Below are 19,118 nucleotides of genomic sequence, written 5' to 3' on the forward strand. Positions count from 1 at the left end.
GTTTAAGATACTATTGTTGATTAAATATATCGCTCCAGTCGCGATTAATAAGCCCTAACACTTCTTTGTTAGGCACAGGTTTAGAAAATAAATAACCTTGAAAATGCTTGCATCCTCTGGCCTTTAAAAAGCTAAGTTGATGTAAGCTTTCTACACCCTCTGCTACACACTCTTTTCCTAAGCTATGCGCCAGCGCAAGGGTTGACTGAATAATTGCCTCATCATCAGAATCAACACCTATATCTTCTACAAAGCTTCTATCAATTTTTAATACATCAATAGGAAAACGTTTTAAATAAGTGAGTGACGCATACCCTGTTCCAAAGTCATCCATGTAAAGCCTGCAACCTAGCTTTTTGAGTTGCTCCATGCTTTGTAGAGCTTGATGCGAGTCGCGCATAAGTACAGACTCGGTTATTTCAAAAACAATGGCTTCTGATGATACCTGTGCATGATTAAGTGCATTTCTGATCTCAGGAACTAAATCTTCAAATTCAAAATCGAGCGCCGATAGATTAATAGAAAGGTACAAATGAGGAGAGGCCTTTCGCCATTCTTTTAACTCTTGCAATGCACGAGTAAAAGTTTGCAGCATAATTTTTGTAATTAAACCGATCCCTTCTGCCGCAACCGAAAACTCTTGAGTTTGTACTAGTTTGTTTTCAGGCCAACGCAACAGCACTTCAAAGCCTTCTGTTTTTTGGCTTTTAGCATTAATAATAGGTTGATAATAGTTACAAAACTCTTCTTCTTGATATGCTTTAGTTAACTGTGACTCAAGATGCAGCGCTTTTTGAACATGCTGATTCATCTCCTGCTTATAAAACTGATAGCGCCCTTCTAAAGAGTCTTTAGCATGATACAGCGCTATACTTGCAGCCTTTAAAAGCGCCGGCCCTTGCTGGGCATCATCAGGAGATATAGCAACGCCAATACTTAAGTTAACATTAACTACCTGGTCGTTAATTGAAATATTTTGTTTTACGCAGTCCATCAATTTAGTGCACATAATAAGCACTTCTTCGATTTGATGAATATCCTCTACCAGCACTACAAATTCATCGCCACCAAAGCGAGCAACACTATCCGATGGGCGTAAAGCACTCTTTAAGCGCTCAGCCACTTCTTTTATAAGCCCATCGGCTGCTTCATGTCCTAATGAGTCATTAAAGTATTTAAAACGTTTTATATTAATATGTAATAAAGCCGCTTTACACTTATGCAGCTCAGCTTGTTCTAATGCATGCTCCACCCTATCGTTAAATAAGGTTCTATTAGGTAAGCCCGTAAGTCCATCGTAGTTAGCGAGTAAGTGCAGTTCATTTTCGGCTGATTTTTGTGCATTAATATCAGTTAAAATAATTACATAGCTATTAAGGCGTTGTTCGCTATCGGCTACAGCACTTATTTTTACAAGTACATGGCGTGATTCGCCACTTGCTAAAACAACACTGTCTTCACACGAGAAGTGCTCACCTACCGATAGCTTTTGCATTATGCGTAAATAGTCAAAGCGGTTACTACGCGATATACCTAAATTTAGCGCTCGGCTTGATAAAGACTCAGCAGAAAAATTAAAGGCCGTTTGCAGTGACTTATTTGAAGCACGAATATTTAAATTTTTATCCAGAATAAACACCCAATCTCGTGTTTGCTCAAACGCTGCGGTAAACAACAAAGCGTGTTCTTCAAACACCATTTCACGGGTCATATTGGTATACGTGCCCGCCACTTTTAACGGCGTTTTATCATCCCATTCAACTACTTTGCCAAAGTCTTTGTACCAGCGCCAATAACCTTTAGCATGACGTAAACGGTAAGTGCAGTTAAAGTAACCTTTTTCGGTTGATAAAAACTCAAGCCATTCTAAGCGAAATAGCTGTTTATCTTGCGGGTGTATTTTAGATAAATACTCATCTAGGCTAACGGTTTCATTTTCGTAGCCCAGCTCGCTTACTAAGCGCGGCTGATAAATACTTGGACTACTTGACTCCCAATCCCAAACACCGGATTCACTGCCTTCAAGCGCAAGCTTTAAGCGGGCTTCGCTTTCTTTACTTTCTTTGTTTGCAGCCAATAAAATTCGCTGCACTTTATTACGACGCATAACCCACACGGCAACTATACCAATAAATAACATGGCATAAAGCACCATAAAATAGGGCGCTCGCCAAAGTGGATACTTTACTTTTATTTTTAAAATAGCGGGTGATGTATATTCACCGGTAAATGGATCTTTTGCCCATACTTTTAATTGATAATTCCCCGGGTTTAACTTTGGAAACAACACTCGATTATTATTACGCGTATATGTTTTTTGACCGTTATCGAGTTGGTATTCATAAATAATTCGTTCTTGGTTACTAAATGCCATTGCCGAGAATGCAACTTCAAGCCCTATATCATCATGATTGAGAACAATTTCATTAAGTGGTTGTTTTAAATCAAGCGATAAGTCTCGTGACATTAAATCAACCCGGGTAATGTTTACATGCTCAATAAGCGACTGATAACTTTGATTTTCCATTGGGTGAAAGTAGGTAAACCCTTTTAAGCTGCCATATGCAATACGGCCATCTTTAAGCTCAGCCATAGCATTACTGTTAAATTCAGCTGAGAGCAACCCTTCAGATGTACTAAACTGTTGAAAATGAAGTGTTTCGGGATTTAGACGCCAAATGCCTTTATGGCTACTCATCCAAATCATGCCATCGTCATCAAGCACCATATCGTAAAGCAGTGTACCTAATTTGTTTTTTTCTAAATCAATGGTATGCACTAGCTGATAAGTGGATGCATCAAGCCCAATTAAGCCAAAGTTAGACAATGATATCCATAGAATATTGTTATTATCAATTAAGTAAGAAAGCACACTAATAGCAACATTTTCATGCTGTTTTGGTACTTTATAAATCATTTTAAGTGTTAAATTGTTTGGGTTTACTTGGTATAAAATGCCTGCATTAAAAAACAGTGGTGAGTCAGGTTTATTGCTTAAGGCAGGTAAAAAGCCATGTGCTAAAAAAGGCTCAAACTGCGCAAGCTGCCCACCTAAGCGAGTAACAATTTGCGTATCTATATTGTATATAAATACCCCATGATCTGAATGTACAAAGTATAAGTCGCCATTTGGCATTAAAGTAACACCATGTACCCGGCCAGTAATAAACGCTTGGTTAGCAGGATTGTGGGTTTTAGGCTGCGTAACTTGATGTGTTACTGGGTCAAAAATAAATAACCCACGGTTTGTATAAAGCCATAAATTATCTTTATACGGTGTTATTTCATATACAGTAAACTCGGTGGTGAGTAAGTCTACTTTGTAATCTTTTAAATAGGCTTTACCAATATTGGTTTTTAAATCAACCTCAGTTATGCCGTTATGAGTAGCAAGCCAAAGCTTGCCTTTATATTCTGTAATTCCCCAAATAGAGTGATGCGATAATCCATCGCCACCAAGCAAACTGCCATCAACATTATTAAAGTGATAACTATCGTGTGATAAATAAAAGGCACCATCTGTTTTAGTAGCAACCCATGTACCGCCCGATTTATCTTTTGCCATATCAATAATACTGGTATCTGCAAGGGTGTATTTGCTTTGCGTAATACGGGTATTTTTAACCATTTCGCCGGAGGTTAAATCAAACTTAAACAAACCTTTATCGGTAGCTAAATCTAACTTTCCGTGCTCGTTAGTAATCGCCCAAACATTTAAATCAGTAAGTAGTACTTTATTTTTAAACGGTAAGTCAGGGCGTTCAAACATTTTTGATAAGTTACTAATATCAACTTCATATAAGCCTTGTACAGCACCCACTAATAGCTGATTGTTTTCACCTAGTGCAAACGACTTTACGTTATTTTGATATATGTGCTCAGCCTCACCTCTAAGATGCTGTAGAGGCCTAACTTGCTCTGTAGCAATATCAAATACATAAGCACCATGGCTTGTGCCTATAAATATGTAGCCATTATAGGCAAATAGTTTTCTTACTAAGGTGTTTTTAAATTTTTCAGGAAGCTCAAAAATAGTGGTAATTTTACCCGTAGCTATATCAAGCTTTGCAAAGTCTCGTCCTCGTCCAATCCAAAGCGTTTTTTTATCAACTGCAATCATGCTAAAAACAGACTGATTGATTATCTCTTCTTCACTGGTGGGTTTTTCTAAAAATTGTTGGTAAGAGTCGGTAACGGGATCGTATCTAAATAAGCCAGCAAGTAAGGAGGCTATCCAAATGTGGCCTTGGGGGTCTTGGTAAATACGGTCAATTATGGCTTCTTCTAATTCGCCATTAGGGCCATTAATTGGAATAACTTGATAGCCATCGTAACGATTAAGCCCAGCCTCTGTAGAAAGCCAAAGATAACCGTTATTATCAATGAGCATCGTATTTACGTAGCTTTGTGATAAACCTTCGCTAGGAGATAAACGTTTTACTTGTGCGCCAACTTGGCAACTTAAAATAGTTATTAAAACTATAAAGCAACTAATGATCCCATTAACGCATTTGCTCATGCTTATTCCATATTATTATTTTATTACTATGGGTACTCTAGGGCGATAATATTTCGGTGCTTGTAAGTATCAAAAAGTACTTGTAAAGCAAGAGTATATGTTAACACCTGGTTAAATCCAATAGCACAATATAAATCGGCTACGTTTTTATATGCGAAGGTATAAATTACTTTATTCTGCTGTTTTATAAGAGCAGATATTAATTGCTTAGCCACACCTTTACCGCGGTGCTTTGGAGCGACATAAACGGTAGATAAAAACAAAAAATCAGCCTTATTTTGTAACCTACATGCCGCGACTATTTCATTATTATAGTAAGTAACCCAGAGCCTATCTTGTTTGTTTGCTCGCCCTCTTACGTTATATTTTTTATAAAACTTATTAACGAGTGGGGTTTTTAACTCATCGAGTACATCAACGCTATACATTGCTTAACCTAAGCGCTAACTAAGCATTAATGCTAAATATTGCTCAAATTTTTGCTTTAGCACCATTTGCTCAGCCATCGGGCGGCTATGAATAGTGTTGTATACTTGCTCACGTGTTTTTTTATTTCGCTTAATTTGATAAGCCCAAAAAGACGCTTCGTAATCGAGCTGAATTTGGTACTTTTCTTCACGTGGTAATAGGCATAAATTAAAACTCACAATACTTCCTTATTCATATATTAAATTGATAGCTCCCCCACTAAACTGGGCAAGCGGTAATCAGCTTGCTATTATACGCGTCTTATTTTATTTATTTCTGTAGTTATTGGAACTGATAATGAACAGACGTTTTAGTGCCTTGTTATTATTGGTAAATTTATTTTTTAGCGCTTCTTGCTTTAGCCATCAATATAGTCTGACCTTCAACCGCCCACAAAGTACTCCTCAAGCCGATTATGCATTAGAACTATTAAAATTAGCGTACGCCGATATTGGCTTTAAAATACATATAATCGATTTTAGCCGTAAGAATGCTTTGTTAGCGGCAAATAACGGCGTATTAGATGGCCAATTAGGAAGAGATATAAGCGTTGAACAAGATTACAAAAATTTAGTTAGGGTTAACTACGAGCTATTTAAATTCGACTTAATTCTTTATAAAACATGCCTACCCAATAAATTAGAACAACTTGAGAGCATTGCTATTGTTGATGCTTACCCTGTTCAAGAGCGCTATTTAGCGAGCACTAAATTTGCAGGCTCTATCATTAAAGTAAAAAGTATAAGCACACAACTAAACTTACTTGCTCAGCAAAAGGTTCAAGGTGCTTTGATGGTTGACTTTGTGCCTGAAAATAACTCTGCGGTTATACCAAAAAGCTGCTTCGAAAAAGAAGTACTAACCACTTACCCGCTTTATCATTACTTAAATAAAAATAATAAAAACTTGGTAGATAAGCTCGAAAAATCGCTAATTAATTTAACTAATAACGGCACTGTTTACGCACTTAAAGCCAAATACGGATTAAACTTTTAAAAGTCGAACCCTTTCTGCTCAGCCTCTGTGTTTTGAGATGCAGCTTGCTGTTTTTTCTGCAAATAGCGTTTATAACGCTGCTGACACAAACTAAGCACCTTCTTTTTTTGGGCATTAGTAAGTGTGTTCCATGCAAAGCGCTCATCACGACTTCGATAACACCCCTTACAATATCCCCTGTTATTTACTAAGCAAATGCTTTTGCAAGGGCTTGGAATATCAAATATTTCAATTTGTTGCATGGCATTCGCACCGTTATATAAGAGGTACTTAGTATAGCGTTATTTTTGCACAAAAAAAAAGCAGCAATTAAATTGCTGCTTTTATCTATTTGATCTGAAGTTAGCTTAAAAAACTAACCCAAATAACAACTATTAATGCTCGCAGCTATTCGTATTTATTTCTGTTTTACGGTGAAATGGCTTAGCGTACATGGCCAGTACTAACGGCTTTAGCTCCTCTGGTACCAGTGCTAAACGCTGCTCAAACTTAGCCGTATCTGGAGAGTCAATAACTGCCTTTTTACAGCCACCAGCAATATAGTTACCTGGATGCAGGTAAAATGAATCCACTATTTGCTGATCAATTGTTTTAGCTAGCTCTTCTGCGCTATCGCACTGCTCTTCTATTGGTTGCCCAAAGGCTAAATGTACATGCCCTTTCGCGGTGCTAAAACCTTCAACAATACTTGCAATGTCTTCACCGGCCGATTTTATATACTCACCATGGTGCTGCTTATGATAAAGCTCTTTGGCTTTAGCAATAGCACATGGCTCATACTGATACGAAATAGACACAGGAACAATTTTAAGCTCTTTAATATATTCGCAAAACTCTTTCTTTTGCTTACGACCATTTAACTGCAGCATTTTTAAAAGTGCCGGATCAGTTTGATCAAAGCCATCTTTTGCACGCCCTTCTTTTTGCGCAATCCAAATAGAATTACCGCCAACTAAAGAGTCGTAAATATAAGATGAAAGCTGGGTGAGCGCTTTAAGCATTTCTTTTGGCGCTTTTGCTGAGCGTTTAACAATAAAGCTTTTGTTTAGGCGCATTAGCTCAGTGATGTAAGGTATTTGCAATAAATTATCGCCGATAGCAATACGCACTGTTTTCATTTTATGCTGATATAAACCCCAGTTTACTAAAGCAGGGTCGAGCACTATGTCGCGATGGTTTGAAATAAATAAATAAGCTTGGTTTGGATCTAATTGATCTAACCCAGAAAAAGTGACTTTAGAAGTCGTACGTTTTACTAATTTATCTAAGTATTGCGCCACTTCGTTTTGTACGTCTTCAACCGTGCTTACTTTGCCCCACTTTTTACGTAACTGACTTTTTACCAGCGGGCGGGTAATAAAAGGCATTGATGATAAAAATCGCGGTAAATTATACTTTGCTATTACATCAATAAACGCATTATCGTTAATTAAACGTGTTAGCGAAGCCGCAACTTCGCTGTCATTGTATGGGCGTATATCTGCGTATTTATCTTCTAATTCACTCATTACTACATCTATAATGTTAAAAAACGGCACGCCAAGGCGCACCGTTTATGTCTAAGTTCGATTATAACTCAGGCGATCTAAAATGCGAAATAACCAAAAAACGATTTTGATCTAATTTATTCTGAGCCTAAATAATAAATCTCTTAACCAAATTTAGCTAAGTAACTACTCTTATGACCATGAGGAGGCTCATAAGTGCAAAAAATCTGATCAGTTAACCAAAATACCATGTTATCAATGTGCTAGTGGGCAGACCACTATAAATAACGCATTAAGGCCCTATAGGCTTTCAGACTAGAACTGCTTTAAACAAGAGGGGTTTTATAAAGCAAAGAGCAGCGTATATTTAGCCTCAAAAGATAACCTAGTCATTTGGTAGTAATACCATTTTCAAAGGCTTCCTTTCGTAGTACCTTAACTTCACATTTTCAGTTTCTATAAATCGCTAACACTTCACGATTGAAACTATCCTAGATCTACTAATTAAAGGCTCATAATGAACATTACTATTTTAGATAACGCCACATTAGCTAACACATCTCTTGCTTGTATTGAGCAACTTGGTAATTTAACAACGTATGAACTTACCAGCCCAGAACAAGTTATTGATCATTGCCAAGATGCAGATGTACTTATTACCAATAAAGCAGTATTAAATCGCGATACGATTAGCCAGTTAAAACAACTTAAGCTAATTTGCGTTAGTGCCACTGGCACTAATAATGTTGATTTAGACGCTGCAAAAGAGTTTGGTATTGCAGTTACTAATGTTGCTGGTTACTCAACGCCTTCTGTTGTTCAGCATACATTTTCGTTAGTGACTAACTTACTAGGTAATACTCATCGCTATCAAGCCGATTGCCAACAAGGCGCTTGGCAAAAAAGTGAAATGTTTTGCCGACTAGATTACAGTTTTAATGACCTTCAAGATAAAACGTTTGCCATTATAGGTGGTGGAACACTGGGTAAAGGCGTAGCAAAAGTAGCTGAGGCGTTTGGTGCAAAAGTAATTATTGCTGAGCGCAAGGGCGTAAAATGCAGAGACGGACGCACCCCATTTGAAGAAGTACTAAAAACGGCTGACATAATCAGTGTTCACTGCCCTCTTACTGACGAAACTCGTGATTTAATAGCACTACAAGAGCTTAAAATGATGAAGCCAAGTAGTATTATTATTAATACTGCACGTGGTGGGATTATTAACGAAGCTGACTTAGCCAAAGCACTTGAACAAAACTTAATCGCTGGCGCTGGCGTAGATGTACTAACAAAAGAGCCTGCGGAGCTAACTAACCCACTCGCTAATTACACTGGTAATAACTTATTACTTACACCACACATTGCATGGGCAAGCACTGAGTCAATCGTACGACTAATCAATGAGGTCAGCCTAAATATTACTGCATTTAATAACGGCGAATCTCGTAACCGCTTGGTATAACTGCATTGCAGACAAATAGTTAAAAAAACTAAAAAGTGGCTGTTTTTACTAATTATTTTTGTAAATGATTAGTTAAATACAGCCCTGAAAATCTAATCGACTGAATTTAAATAACTTTTAAACTTGGCCTGCTACTTGCCTTATATGATCAAAATATTAAAAAACTCATTTAAGGAATATCACAATGAAAAAATCTCTATTAGCAGCGGCCCTTATTGCGCCATTTTTAACCGGCTGTGTTATCGCCGTATCTGATGGTGAAGCTGAGACTCATTGGGCAGGGAAAAACTCATCAAGCTGGCAAGCACACCATAAAAATAACCGTGAAGCTATTTCAGAACTGACGATGGATAGCAGCTATCAATCTGTTTTAACGCAATTAAAAACGCCTAATTTCACAGAGCTATTAAAAAAAGATGACGATGTATACCAAGTACTTTTTTATGTCACTCATAGTAAGCATTCTGATTCTAAAACAACGAAAGATGAATGTACGCCGCTTGTATTTAAAAATGATAAGTTGGTAGGTATTGGTGACACTGCTTTAAGTATGATCGCGCACTAAACAGCAAAAAGTCTAACCTCAAAAGTCATTAGATACTAAAAACGCCAATATAAATATTGGCGTTTTGCATTTAAAAATATTCTTTTTAACGCGCTATTATTCTATCTCTACCTTCATCTTTGGCAGCATATAAGCCTAAATCAGCTTCTTCAAGTAAGGCTTGCTCAGCGTATATTTGCCCGCTTTCGGTTGTTGCTATACCAATACTAATTGTTATGTGATCAGCATTTAACGATGCTTTATGCTCTATATCCAAAGCATTAACCGCACTACGTAGTTTATTGGCAAATTCAATTGCGTCAGCTTTACCAACCCCAGGCAGTACTGCGGCAAATTCTTCTCCGCCATAACGCGCTATAAAATCACTTCCTCGCTCGCATTGAGCTGCAAGAACTTGAGCAACGTCTTTCAAGCACTCGTCGCCAGCACGGTGTCCATAGCAGTCGTTGTAACGTTTAAAATGGTCTATATCCATAAGTAATACCGACAATGGCGTTCCACTGCGTTTACTTCTGCGCCATTCGCGAGATAAGTTTTCATCAAGGTAGCGTCTGTTAGGTATTTCAGTTAACCCATCAATAGAGGCCAACATTTCAAGCAAGTCATTTTTTTGCTTTATAAGTAGCTGATTGCGAACTCTTACTCTTACAATAGAGGGACTAAATGGCTTAGTAATATAATCCATTGCGCCTAACTCAAGGCCTTTAGCCTCGTCGTCATGGCTACGGTTTGCTGATATAAATATGATAGGCACAGATTGAGTTATAGGGTTTTCTTTAAGTTGCACTAAAACTTCATAGCCATCAATACCAGGCATAATTACATCGAGGATAATTAAATCAACTTGTGTTGTTTTTACAAATGTCAGCGCTTTTTCACCACTCTCAACTAAGAACACGTCGTGCTCGTCTTTAAGTGTTTTTTCAAGTACTAATCTGTTTAGCGGATCATCATCCACTATTAATACTTTAGCTCTTTTCGACATCCTTCTCCCCTAAACCATTTATAAAAACAATTACTTGCTCTAATTGCATAATAAGCTCTTTAAGTGTTGTTTCAACTGGCTCGTTAGTCGTTTTAAGGTTTCGCTCGCATACTAATGCACAATGCGATAATCGCCTAAAACCCAAATTACCAGCCACACCTTTTATGCTATGCACTAAGCGTACCAAATCATCTTTACTGGTGGTTTCTGCTATTTGCGCTAACTGAGTTTCGCACAAGTTAGCAAACTTACCAATCATGGTATTAAGCAATGTCTCGTCTAAGCTAAATTGACTAAGCGCAAACGAGCGCTCAAAAAAGCTTGGTTTTACTAAGTTTAAATCAGCTATTGCATCAATAAGTACCTTAGCAACTACAGGCTTTGTTAAATGCTTATTCATGCCGCACTTTAAAGAGCGCTCAATATCAGCGGGTTCACAATGCGCGGTTAACGCAAAAATAGGTAACTGTTTTGCGTCAAACTGTTGACGAATCAAAGTCGTTGCTTGGCAGCCATCTATGTGTGGCATTTGCACATCCATCAATATTAGATCCGGTTTTAATACTTGTAATAACTCCATACCTATGGATGCGCTTAAAGCTGTTACTACGTTTATGTTAGCTTGACGAAGGACACTACTAATAATCTCTAAATTAAGCTGATTATCATCAATCGCTAATACAAGTAGACCTGATATATCTGCTTTTAGTTCTGGTACATTTTGTAATACCGTATTTATATCTGTTTTAGGCTCAATCAATGAGCTTAAGCTAAATAACCTTTGCCCAAGTGCAGAGGCCTTTACATGCTTAGCAGCTAAATGCTCACTGGTAGGAAGGTTAAGCGTGTGCTGATGATTAACTATAATCACTGATACTTCTTTCGCTGATAGCGAATCGTTAATCACTTCAACTTTTAATAGCGCAGGTAAATCATTTGCATCCACTATTATTTGTTGAGTGTTAGATAGCTTAATTGGGTATTTTAATACCTCATCTAAACTAATATTAGCCAGCTCACTATAAGCATTAGTAACGTGCTCAAGCTCTTTACTTTGCTCTGATAAAATAGCGAGAGCATTACTTGGCAGCATTTTATTTTTACTGGAATCAACTAATAAGCTAATGCTGAAGCTAAATTCACAACCATGGCCTTTTTTGCTTTTGAGTGCGATTTCACCGCCCATTAACAACACTGCATGTTTAACAATAGCTAAACCAAGGCCAACGCCTTGGTGTATTCGTGTAGATGACTCATCACCTTGCGTGAAGGCATCAAACAAGCGCCTCTGATCGGCCTCATCTATACCCATACCTGTATCAATGACTTTAAAGCAAATATATTGCTGATCTAGACTATCGCTCTCTATGAGCTCCACTTTAAGTGTAATCGACCCTGTATGAGTAAACTTAACCGCATTGGTTAATAAGTTACCTAATATTTGCTGAAGGCGAATACTGTCGCAAATTAAATCTGGGGCTATTAGCGGGTCAATATCAATTATAAACTCAATGCCTTTGCCTTCACATAATGGTCCCGTTAGGCTTTCACAAATATCAACAAGTTCAATAACACTAAATGGGGCTAGCTTTAAATCAGTTTGAGCGCTTTCAATACGTGCAAAATCAAGCATTCTGTTTAGCATTAATAATAAGCTTTGTGCTGCGTTTTTAGCCTGGTCAGTATGTTGCAATTGCTTTTGATTTAGCCCTTGCTCAATAAGCATATCGAGTAAACCTAATACAGCGTTAAGAGGCGTGCGAATTTCGTGGCTTAAGTTTGCAATAAAGCGGCTCTTAGCTAATGTTGCACGCTCTGCATCGTGCTTTGCCTTAGTTAAAGCGCTAACATCCTGAATGTGAATAACGTAATAAGCAGGGTCTCGATTTTCATCCCACACAAGCGACATACTCAACTGCAGCCAGCTAGCCAGTTTTCCTTGAGATAACGTTAAGTGATACACCCTTTTTTTATCATCAAGCAACTGCGCTAAAGCGTCTTTAATTTGCTGCCATTGTGACTCATCAAATAATGTTTTTAATGGCTCGCCCACTAAGGTATTTTGCTCAGAAAACTGCTTTCTAGTCGCTTTATTTACTTGCACTATTGTATATTCAAGTGAAAGTAGCACTACACAGTTGGCCGCAAATTCAATAGCGCTTCTAAATTTAGATTCTGAGGCTTTTAATGCATGAAGCGTTTGCTGCTGCTCGGTAATATCTCGACCAATGCCCATTGTGCCTAACAAATGCTGATGCTCGTTATAAAAAGGTGCAATTGTTAACTGATATGATTTTGTATCAGTGTCTATTCGTTGCTCTACGCTATTTCTATTTTGCAGCACTTGTTTTTCTAATGTATTTATTTGCTGATCGTTTTCACCAAAGTCATCTACACGCATTCCAACAAGTGTTGTTTGATCTTTACCTATATACGCTTCAAATGCTCTATTGCACCCTAAAAATGTGCCATCAATATTTTTAAAGTAAATAAGGTCAGGCACACTATTTAGCATGGTGTTTAATAAGGCAAGGTGGCGCTCTTTGGCCTCATAACTACGGCTGAGTTTTTCAGACTGACGCTGTACTTGTTCATCAAGCGCTTTGTTGGCATTTTTTAGCGAATCTACTAGCTGCTCATTTTTGCTAAATACAGTTTTTACTTTAGAAAACCAAGGTTGCCAACTTAGCGGCACATTATAATTTAATTTGTTATTAAGCTGGGCATTATTACTTTCCAAAAAGTGCATTAAATGCGTCATGGGTTTTACAAAAATACGTTGGCTTAACCAAAAAAATACGGCAAACATCATGCTTAAAAACAGAGTTAAAAATACAAATTCTAATAATATTTCGTATTTAATTGAGCTTACAAACTGAGGTTTTGGTTCGTAATATGCTGCATGAATAGGTAAGTCAGCCATTGGTTGCATAAAAAAGTTACTGTTGCTGGCTAATACTGTCGCTTCTTTTGTATGCTCTACTAAATTAGGCCAATAAGACTCAAGCTGCACCGCTTTTTCTATTACGTTTTTTGAACTCGCAATAATTTGATGCGACTGATTCATAAATACATATTCACCACTACTTGGTGAAACTTTACTTAGCCATGCAGAAATAGCCTGAACGTCATAAATTAAAATAATATAATCACTTGAGCCTATATCTCGTTGCCTACCAATAGCAAAATAGGACTTATCGTTTATTTTAATTATAGGGCTTGAGGTTAGCCTATTTGGAGAAAATTCGGGTTTAAACTGACCGTTTAATATTTCACTAAGCATTAAGCTTTGGCTTTTATTACGCCTACTCACATAAGCAAAATCGTTTTCATCTACATACGCTACAGCCGATAGCGACTGCATAAGTGCAAGCGTTGTATTAAAGGAAGGTCCAAGTGAAAATACTTGCTGCCACTGTAAAAGTGCCTCAGCGGATAGCGAAAATTCCCCTTTACCTATAATTTCTGTTCCTTGCCCATTAAAGTGTCGATAGTAATAACCACTGTACTGATTAATACCTTCTAGTAAAGTTTGATTTATTTGAGCAGATATAGGTCGTTGATATAAATTAAACATAGAGCTGAGTAAGCCATTTACCGACTCCATGCCATGATTAACTTGAGCTGATACATTAGCAAAATCGGCTGCGCGTTTTTCTACCGCTCGCTCAAGCTTTATATTGTATAAATGCAGGCACAGTAAAAAAGCGACAATTAATGGCACTAACAGCGCAATAAATAATGAGCGGTAATAATATTTTAGAGGTAAAAAATTCAACGTGTTGCCTGTAATTTGGCTCGAAAATCAACCGTTAGACTAACGAGCCAATTTGTTAAGCGCAAGCTATAAATTCTCTTCCGCAAAAGAGGCTAAACGGCTTCGTACTACACCATTTAAATTAATCGTTGCGCTGCCTTCAAAATCTTTAAAACGCTCAACTATATACGTTAAGCCAGAAGTAACAGGCGTTAAGTAGTTACTATCAATTTGCGCGAGATTACCGCTACAAATAAGCTTTGTGCCTTCTCCGCAACGTGTAATGATTGTTTTTAGCTGAGAAGCCGTTAAATTTTGGCTTTCATCTAAAATTACCACCGCATTTTGAATACTGCGCCCACGCATAAAGTTAACCGACTTAAATTGTATATTGGCTTTTTCCATAATGTAGTTACGGCTAGAAATTGGGTTTTCATCGCCTTTGTGTAATACCTCAAGCGTATCAGTGATGGCAGCTAACCACGGCGCCATTTTCTCCTCCTCAGTGCCAGGTAAAAAGCCAATAGATTCGGCAATTTCTGGGGTGTTACGCGTTACAATTACCTTATCGTAAATACCTTTTTCAATAACCATTTCAAGTGCACTGGCAAGCGCTAGCAACGTCTTACCGCACCCTGCAGGCCCGGTTAAAATAACAAGTTCAATACTTGGATCTAGCAACGCATCAAGCGCCATACCTTGGTAAATATTTTTAGGTTTAACACCCCACGCGTGTTGATGCATTAGTCGCTCAACGCTTATGTCTTTTAAAGTAATATGTTCATCGTCGTACGATTTTACCCGCGCTGCAAAGTGCTCACCGCCATCGAGCAAATACTCGTTACAAAACACATCTGGTATTAAATTTTTAGAAACATGATGATAGGTATCACGACCGCTTTGCTCGGTATTACATTGCCCCACATGTTGCCAAAAATCCCCTTCTATTTTTTTATAGCCACTAGTTAGTAATGCAATATCGTCAATTAGTTGGTCGGTTCTATAATCTTCAACATACTTAAGGCCAGCCCCTTTAGCTTTAAGGCGCATATTGATGTCTTTTGTTACTAATACAATTTTTGAGTCGCTGTGCTGCTTTTGTAAATGTACGGCGCAGTTAATAATACGGTGGTCGTTTTCGTTACCCGGTAGGCCAGAGATTGAATCGGCAAATAAATGATCATTTACAATTATAAGGGTGCCTGTTGAGCTTTCTTTGGCCTTTTTGTTACTTGGTAATGCGACGCCTTGGAGCATTTGTTCGGGAGTTGCGTTTTTTAATACCTCATCTAAGCCTCTAATAGCTACACGTGCATCGCGGCTTACGTCGTGTTTTCTGTCTTTAATGTGGTCGAGCTCTTCAAGTACCGTCATGGGGATGACAACGTTATGTTCTTGAAATGATAAATAAGCGAGGGGTTCGTGCAACAGTACATTGGTGTCTAGCACATACATTTTACTTTCAAGGTTCGAAGCTTTTTCCATAGCACTTTCCTTACGTTTTATGATTTTTATGCTATACCAAAATAACTAAGTAAAACGGGCCAAAACTCAAACCTGCAATACTTAATTGCTAAGGCATAATGTAAGTTTAGTCTATTTGTCATAAAAGTCCGTTTTATTACAAACTAGATATAGTTTTTATTTACCTAAAAAAGAGCCACAAACAAGCGGTTTTAATAGTAATAATTAACACTTACAAAATTAATTAAAAGTGAGCCAAATAGCGCCTTGCAGTGGTGTTATGTAACAGGTAACATAGCCGCCTTTTTCTTCATAGACGAGACATACATGAATTTTTCCTTAGGTCAGCGTTGGATCAGTGATACAGAGTCAGATTTAGGATTAGGCACCGTAGTTGCCATTGAGGGCCGTCAGGTCAGCATTTTATTTCCTGCCAGTGGTGAAAACCGTGTTTATTCTAGTGCAGAAGCACCTGTTACCCGTGTGGCATTTAATCCTGGCGATGTGATCAAAAGCGTTGAAGAATGGGAATTAGAAGTAGAGTCTATTGAAGTTCAGGGGGAATTACTTTGTTACGTAGGGTCGCGTGTTGATACCGGCGAAGAAGCAAAGTTAAAAGAAACCTTTTTAGATCATTTTATTAAGTTTAATAAACCACAAGATCGTTTATTTGCAGGCCAAATAGATCGCTTTGATCGTTATACACTTCGCTACCAAACTTGGCAGCACCAGTTTGAACGCCAGCAATCACCTATTAAGGGCTTAATTGGCCAACGCGCTAACCTTATTCCGCATCAGCTTTATATTGCACAAGAAGTAGGTAAACGTTTTGCACCACGCGTTTTACTGTCTGATGAAGTAGGCCTAGGTAAAACCATTGAAGCAGGTATGATATTACACCAACAAATAATTAGTGGCCGTGCAAGCCGCGTACTTATTGTTGTGCCTGAAAACCTACAGCACCAATGGTTAGTAGAAATGCTACGTCGCTTTAACTTACGTTTTTCTATTTTTGATGAAGAGCGTTGTGACGAAGCCTTTGCCGATTCACCAAACGTATTTGATACAGAGCAGCTAGTGCTTACAAGCCTAGAGTTTTTAACCAAGAAAAAACGCTGGTTTGAACAAGCAACACTTGCTGACTGGGACTTATTAGTTGTTGATGAAGCGCATCACTTAAGCATTAATAATGGTAAACCAAGTACTGAATATCAACGAATGGCTGAGCTTAGCCAAGATATTCCAGGCCTTATTTTACTTACCGCTACACCTGATCAACTAGGTCATAGCAGTCACTTTGCCCGCTTACAACTACTCGACCCAGACCGTTTTTACGACTACGACGTATTTAAAGAAGAAGAAGCAAATTATAAAGACGTAGCAGAGGCTGCAAATCAGTTATTGCAAGAGCAAGCACTAGACGATACAGCTAAAGCGACACTTATCGAGCTATTAAAAGAAACCGACATTACCGATATTCTTGCAAAAGCACAGCAAGGCGATTTACCAGCACGTAAAGAAATACTCAACATGCTGCTCGATCGTCACGGTACTGGCCGTATATTATTCAGAAACAGTCGTAGTGGCATTGATGGCTACCCTAGCCGTAAATTGCACGCCTACCCAATGGCATTACCAAAGCAGTACAAAACGGCTATGTCGGTACTAGGTAATATGGGTGGTATTCAAAACGCTGAACTAAGTGCACATCGCGCTCTTTTTCCAGAAAAAATATTTCAAGAATTTGAAGGCGAAAGTGCAAGCTGGGGGTTATTTGACCCACGTGTAGATTGGTTAATCGAAACACTTAAAACGCTTAAACACGAAAAAGTACTCCTTATTTGTGCCAAAGCCGAAACCGCCATTAGCCTTGAGCAAATACTACGTGAACGCGAAGCGATTAAAGCCTCGGTTTTCCACGAAGGTATGTCGATTATAGAGCGTGACCGCGCGGCTGCATTTTTTGCCGACGAATACGACAACGCACAAATACTATTGTGTTCAGAAATTGGCTCAGAAGGTCGTAACTTCCAGTTCTCGCATCATTTAGTGTTATTTGATTTACCACTAAACCCTGATTTACTTGAGCAACGTATTGGCCGACTTGACCGCATAGGTCAAACACAAGACGTGAATATTCACGTGCCATATTTTGAAAACACAGCTCAAGAAGTATTATTGCGTTGGTACAACGAAGGCCTAGATGCCTTTGAAACCACATCAACCACTGGTCAGTTATTGTATAAAGAGTTTCGCGAAGATTTACTTGAATACATTTCAGCGCATAACTGTGATGAAGACGAGCTAGATCCAATGCTAGAACAAGTAGCGCAACAAAATGCCGTGCTACGTAAAAAAATGGAAAGTGGACGAGACCGTTTATTAGAGCTTCATTCTTCTGGCCAAGGTGCTGCCGACTCTTTGGTTACTGACATTGAAAAACTCGACAATCAGTTTGAGCTTCCAAGTTACATGATCAACGTATTCGACACCTTCGGCGTAAGCCAAGAAGACAAAGGCGAAAACACGATTATATTAAAGCCAACAGAGCATATGCTAAACGCCTCGTTCCCAAGCTTAAAAGAAGATGGTATGACAGTTACGTTTGACCGTGATACTGCACTTTCGCAAGAAGATGTACATTTTATTAGCTGGGATCATCCAATGGTGCAAGGCACTATGGACATGATTTGTGACGATGACTTTGGTAGCGCATCGGTTGCACTGCTTAAAAACAAAAAATTACCGCCGGGTACCTTTTTTGTTGAGTTGATATTTGTTGCCGAAGCAATGGCGCCAAAAGTATTGCAAGTGGGTCGCTTTTTACCGCCAACACCTATTCGTATATTACTTGATAAAGCAGGTAATAACTTAGGTGAAAACGTAGCGTTTGATGGCTTTAACCAACAACTTTCTGCTGTAGGTCGCCAAACAGCAAGTAAACTTGCCGGGGCACTGCAAAGTGCTATTCACCCAATGATCAGCAATGCAAAAGACATGGCACAAGAAAAACTAGAAGTGATTCGTGAAGCCTCTTTAACTAAAATGCAAAGTACGCTAGGTGAAGAGCAGTCTCGTTTAGAAGCCCTTAAACAAATTAACCCGAATATTCGCCAAGAGGAAATTACTTTCTTCGATAAGCAGCGCAGCGAGCTGACTACGCATATTGAAAAAGCGCAGTTACAACTTGATGCAATTCGCTTAATTGTGGTTTCGCACTAAGGTTTTTTGAGCTTTAAGTTTATAGCTGTCAGACGTTAGTAAAAAATTGAAAATGACAGCTTAATAAAGCGCGGTATTTATACCGCGCTTTTTTATGCATTAGAAAACTGCATACAAGTTAGGAGCCTTTGTACAGGCTGAGAATGTTTTCCTTGAGCCTTTTCCTTCGCTCCCCTAAAATAGCGCCCTGCAA

The 19,118-nt window shown here is 38.4% G+C and carries 12 protein-coding genes; 4 read left to right on the forward strand and 8 right to left on the reverse strand.

The annotated features are described in order from the left end of the window. Nucleotides 1-10: 10 nt before the first annotated feature. Genes CWC11_RS07660 through CWC11_RS07670 form a run of 3 tightly spaced genes read right to left on the reverse strand, consistent with a single transcriptional unit; the run spans nt 11 to nt 5,166 of the window. Nucleotides 11-4,519: an EAL domain-containing protein gene (locus tag CWC11_RS07660; RefSeq protein ID WP_138682207.1), complete on the reverse strand. Its 4,509-nt coding sequence runs from the start codon at nt 4,517-4,519 to the stop codon at nt 11-13. A gap of 26 nt (nt 4,520-4,545) precedes the next feature. Next, nucleotides 4,546-4,947: a GNAT family N-acetyltransferase gene (locus CWC11_RS07665; protein ID WP_138682208.1), complete on the reverse strand. Its 402-nt coding sequence runs from the start codon at nt 4,945-4,947 to the stop codon at nt 4,546-4,548. A gap of 15 nt (nt 4,948-4,962) precedes the next feature. Further along, entirely contained in the window at nt 4,963-5,166 is a 204-nt protein-coding gene (locus CWC11_RS07670) for a DUF3283 family protein (RefSeq protein WP_002962585.1), read from the reverse strand. A 118-nt stretch (nt 5,167-5,284) separates the two neighbouring features. Here CWC11_RS07670 and CWC11_RS07675 point away from each other — a divergent pair, with 118 nt between their 5' ends. Continuing rightward, nucleotides 5,285-5,983: a transporter substrate-binding domain-containing protein gene (locus CWC11_RS07675; RefSeq protein ID WP_138682209.1), complete on the forward strand. Its 699-nt coding sequence runs from the start codon at nt 5,285-5,287 to the stop codon at nt 5,981-5,983. Here the strand turns inward: CWC11_RS07675 and CWC11_RS07680 are convergent. Together CWC11_RS07680 and CWC11_RS07685 are read right to left on the reverse strand one after the other, a co-directional pair. Next, nucleotides 5,980-6,225, reverse strand: a complete 246-nt coding sequence (locus CWC11_RS07680; RefSeq protein WP_138682210.1) for a DUF1289 domain-containing protein — start codon at nt 6,223-6,225, stop codon at nt 5,980-5,982. The two genes, CWC11_RS07675 and CWC11_RS07680, sit on opposite strands and share 4 nt — an antisense overlap. A 132-nt stretch (nt 6,226-6,357) precedes the next feature. After that, nucleotides 6,358-7,491: a 1-acyl-sn-glycerol-3-phosphate acyltransferase gene (locus CWC11_RS07685; protein ID WP_138682211.1), complete on the reverse strand. Its 1,134-nt coding sequence runs from the start codon at nt 7,489-7,491 to the stop codon at nt 6,358-6,360. Nucleotides 7,492-7,987: 496 nt separating this feature from the next. On the opposite strand from CWC11_RS07685, the gene CWC11_RS07690 reads away from it, so the two are divergent. Both CWC11_RS07690 and CWC11_RS07695 read left to right on the forward strand, forming a co-directional pair. Beyond that, nucleotides 7,988-8,932 (forward strand): D-2-hydroxyacid dehydrogenase, encoded by a 945-nt coding sequence (locus tag CWC11_RS07690; protein ID WP_138682212.1) that lies wholly within the window; start codon nt 7,988-7,990, stop codon nt 8,930-8,932. Nucleotides 8,933-9,116: 184 nt separating this feature from the next. After that, complete coding sequence (locus CWC11_RS07695) at nt 9,117-9,497, forward strand: DUF3192 domain-containing protein (RefSeq protein ID WP_138682213.1); 381 nt, start codon at nt 9,117-9,119, stop codon at nt 9,495-9,497. An 85-nt stretch (nt 9,498-9,582) separates the two neighbouring features. Here the strand turns inward: CWC11_RS07695 and CWC11_RS07700 are convergent, their stop codons facing one another. The 3 genes from CWC11_RS07700 to CWC11_RS07710 all read right to left on the reverse strand — a co-directional run bounded on the left by CWC11_RS07700 (nt 9,583) and on the right by CWC11_RS07710 (nt 15,724). Then, complete coding sequence (locus tag CWC11_RS07700) at nt 9,583-10,482, reverse strand: diguanylate cyclase (RefSeq protein WP_138682214.1); 900 nt, start codon at nt 10,480-10,482, stop codon at nt 9,583-9,585. Further along, nucleotides 10,466-14,260 carry a PAS domain-containing hybrid sensor histidine kinase/response regulator gene (locus CWC11_RS07705; protein WP_138682215.1) on the reverse strand — a complete coding sequence of 1,265 codons (3,795 nt, stop codon included), beginning with the start codon at nt 14,258-14,260 and terminating at the stop codon, nt 10,466-10,468. Before CWC11_RS07705 ends, CWC11_RS07700 begins: the two co-directional genes overlap by 17 nt. A 66-nt stretch (nt 14,261-14,326) precedes the next feature. Then, a complete protein-coding gene (locus CWC11_RS07710) occupies nt 14,327-15,724 on the reverse strand; it encodes a PhoH family protein (RefSeq protein ID WP_104643334.1) in 1,398 nt (465 codons plus the stop codon). 306 nt (nt 15,725-16,030) lie between these two features. Between CWC11_RS07710 and rapA the strand changes: the two genes are divergently transcribed. Next, entirely contained in the window at nt 16,031-18,925 is a 2,895-nt protein-coding gene (gene rapA / locus CWC11_RS07715; protein ID WP_138682216.1) for an RNA polymerase-associated protein RapA, read from the forward strand. The last annotated feature ends 193 nt before the right edge of the window (nt 18,926-19,118 follow it).

The sequence above is a fragment of the Pseudoalteromonas sp. S3178 genome (assembly GCF_005886985.1).
In the GTDB taxonomy this organism is placed as follows: domain Bacteria; phylum Pseudomonadota; class Gammaproteobacteria; order Enterobacterales; family Alteromonadaceae; genus Pseudoalteromonas; species Pseudoalteromonas carrageenovora.

What these genes read in the sequence shown, in the direction of transcription:
- CWC11_RS07710 (WP_104643334.1), bottom strand. Translation starts at nt 15,724, where the DNA reads ATGGAAAAAGCTTCGAACCTTGAAAGTAAAATGTATGTGCTAGACACC.
- CWC11_RS07675 (WP_138682209.1), top strand. Translation starts at nt 5,285, where the DNA reads ATGAACAGACGTTTTAGTGCCTTGTTATTATTGGTAAATTTATTTTTT.
- CWC11_RS07680 (WP_138682210.1), bottom strand. Translation starts at nt 6,225, where the DNA reads ATGCAACAAATTGAAATATTTGATATTCCAAGCCCTTGCAAAAGCATT.
- CWC11_RS07690 (WP_138682212.1), top strand. Translation starts at nt 7,988, where the DNA reads ATGAACATTACTATTTTAGATAACGCCACATTAGCTAACACATCTCTT.
- CWC11_RS07695 (WP_138682213.1), top strand. Translation starts at nt 9,117, where the DNA reads ATGAAAAAATCTCTATTAGCAGCGGCCCTTATTGCGCCATTTTTAACC.
- CWC11_RS07665 (WP_138682208.1), bottom strand. Translation starts at nt 4,947, where the DNA reads ATGTATAGCGTTGATGTACTCGATGAGTTAAAAACCCCACTCGTTAAT.
- CWC11_RS07660 (WP_138682207.1), bottom strand. Translation starts at nt 4,519, where the DNA reads ATGAGCAAATGCGTTAATGGGATCATTAGTTGCTTTATAGTTTTAATA.
- CWC11_RS07700 (WP_138682214.1), bottom strand. Translation starts at nt 10,482, where the DNA reads ATGTCGAAAAGAGCTAAAGTATTAATAGTGGATGATGATCCGCTAAAC.
- rapA (WP_138682216.1), top strand. Translation starts at nt 16,031, where the DNA reads ATGAATTTTTCCTTAGGTCAGCGTTGGATCAGTGATACAGAGTCAGAT.
- CWC11_RS07685 (WP_138682211.1), bottom strand. Translation starts at nt 7,491, where the DNA reads ATGAGTGAATTAGAAGATAAATACGCAGATATACGCCCATACAATGAC.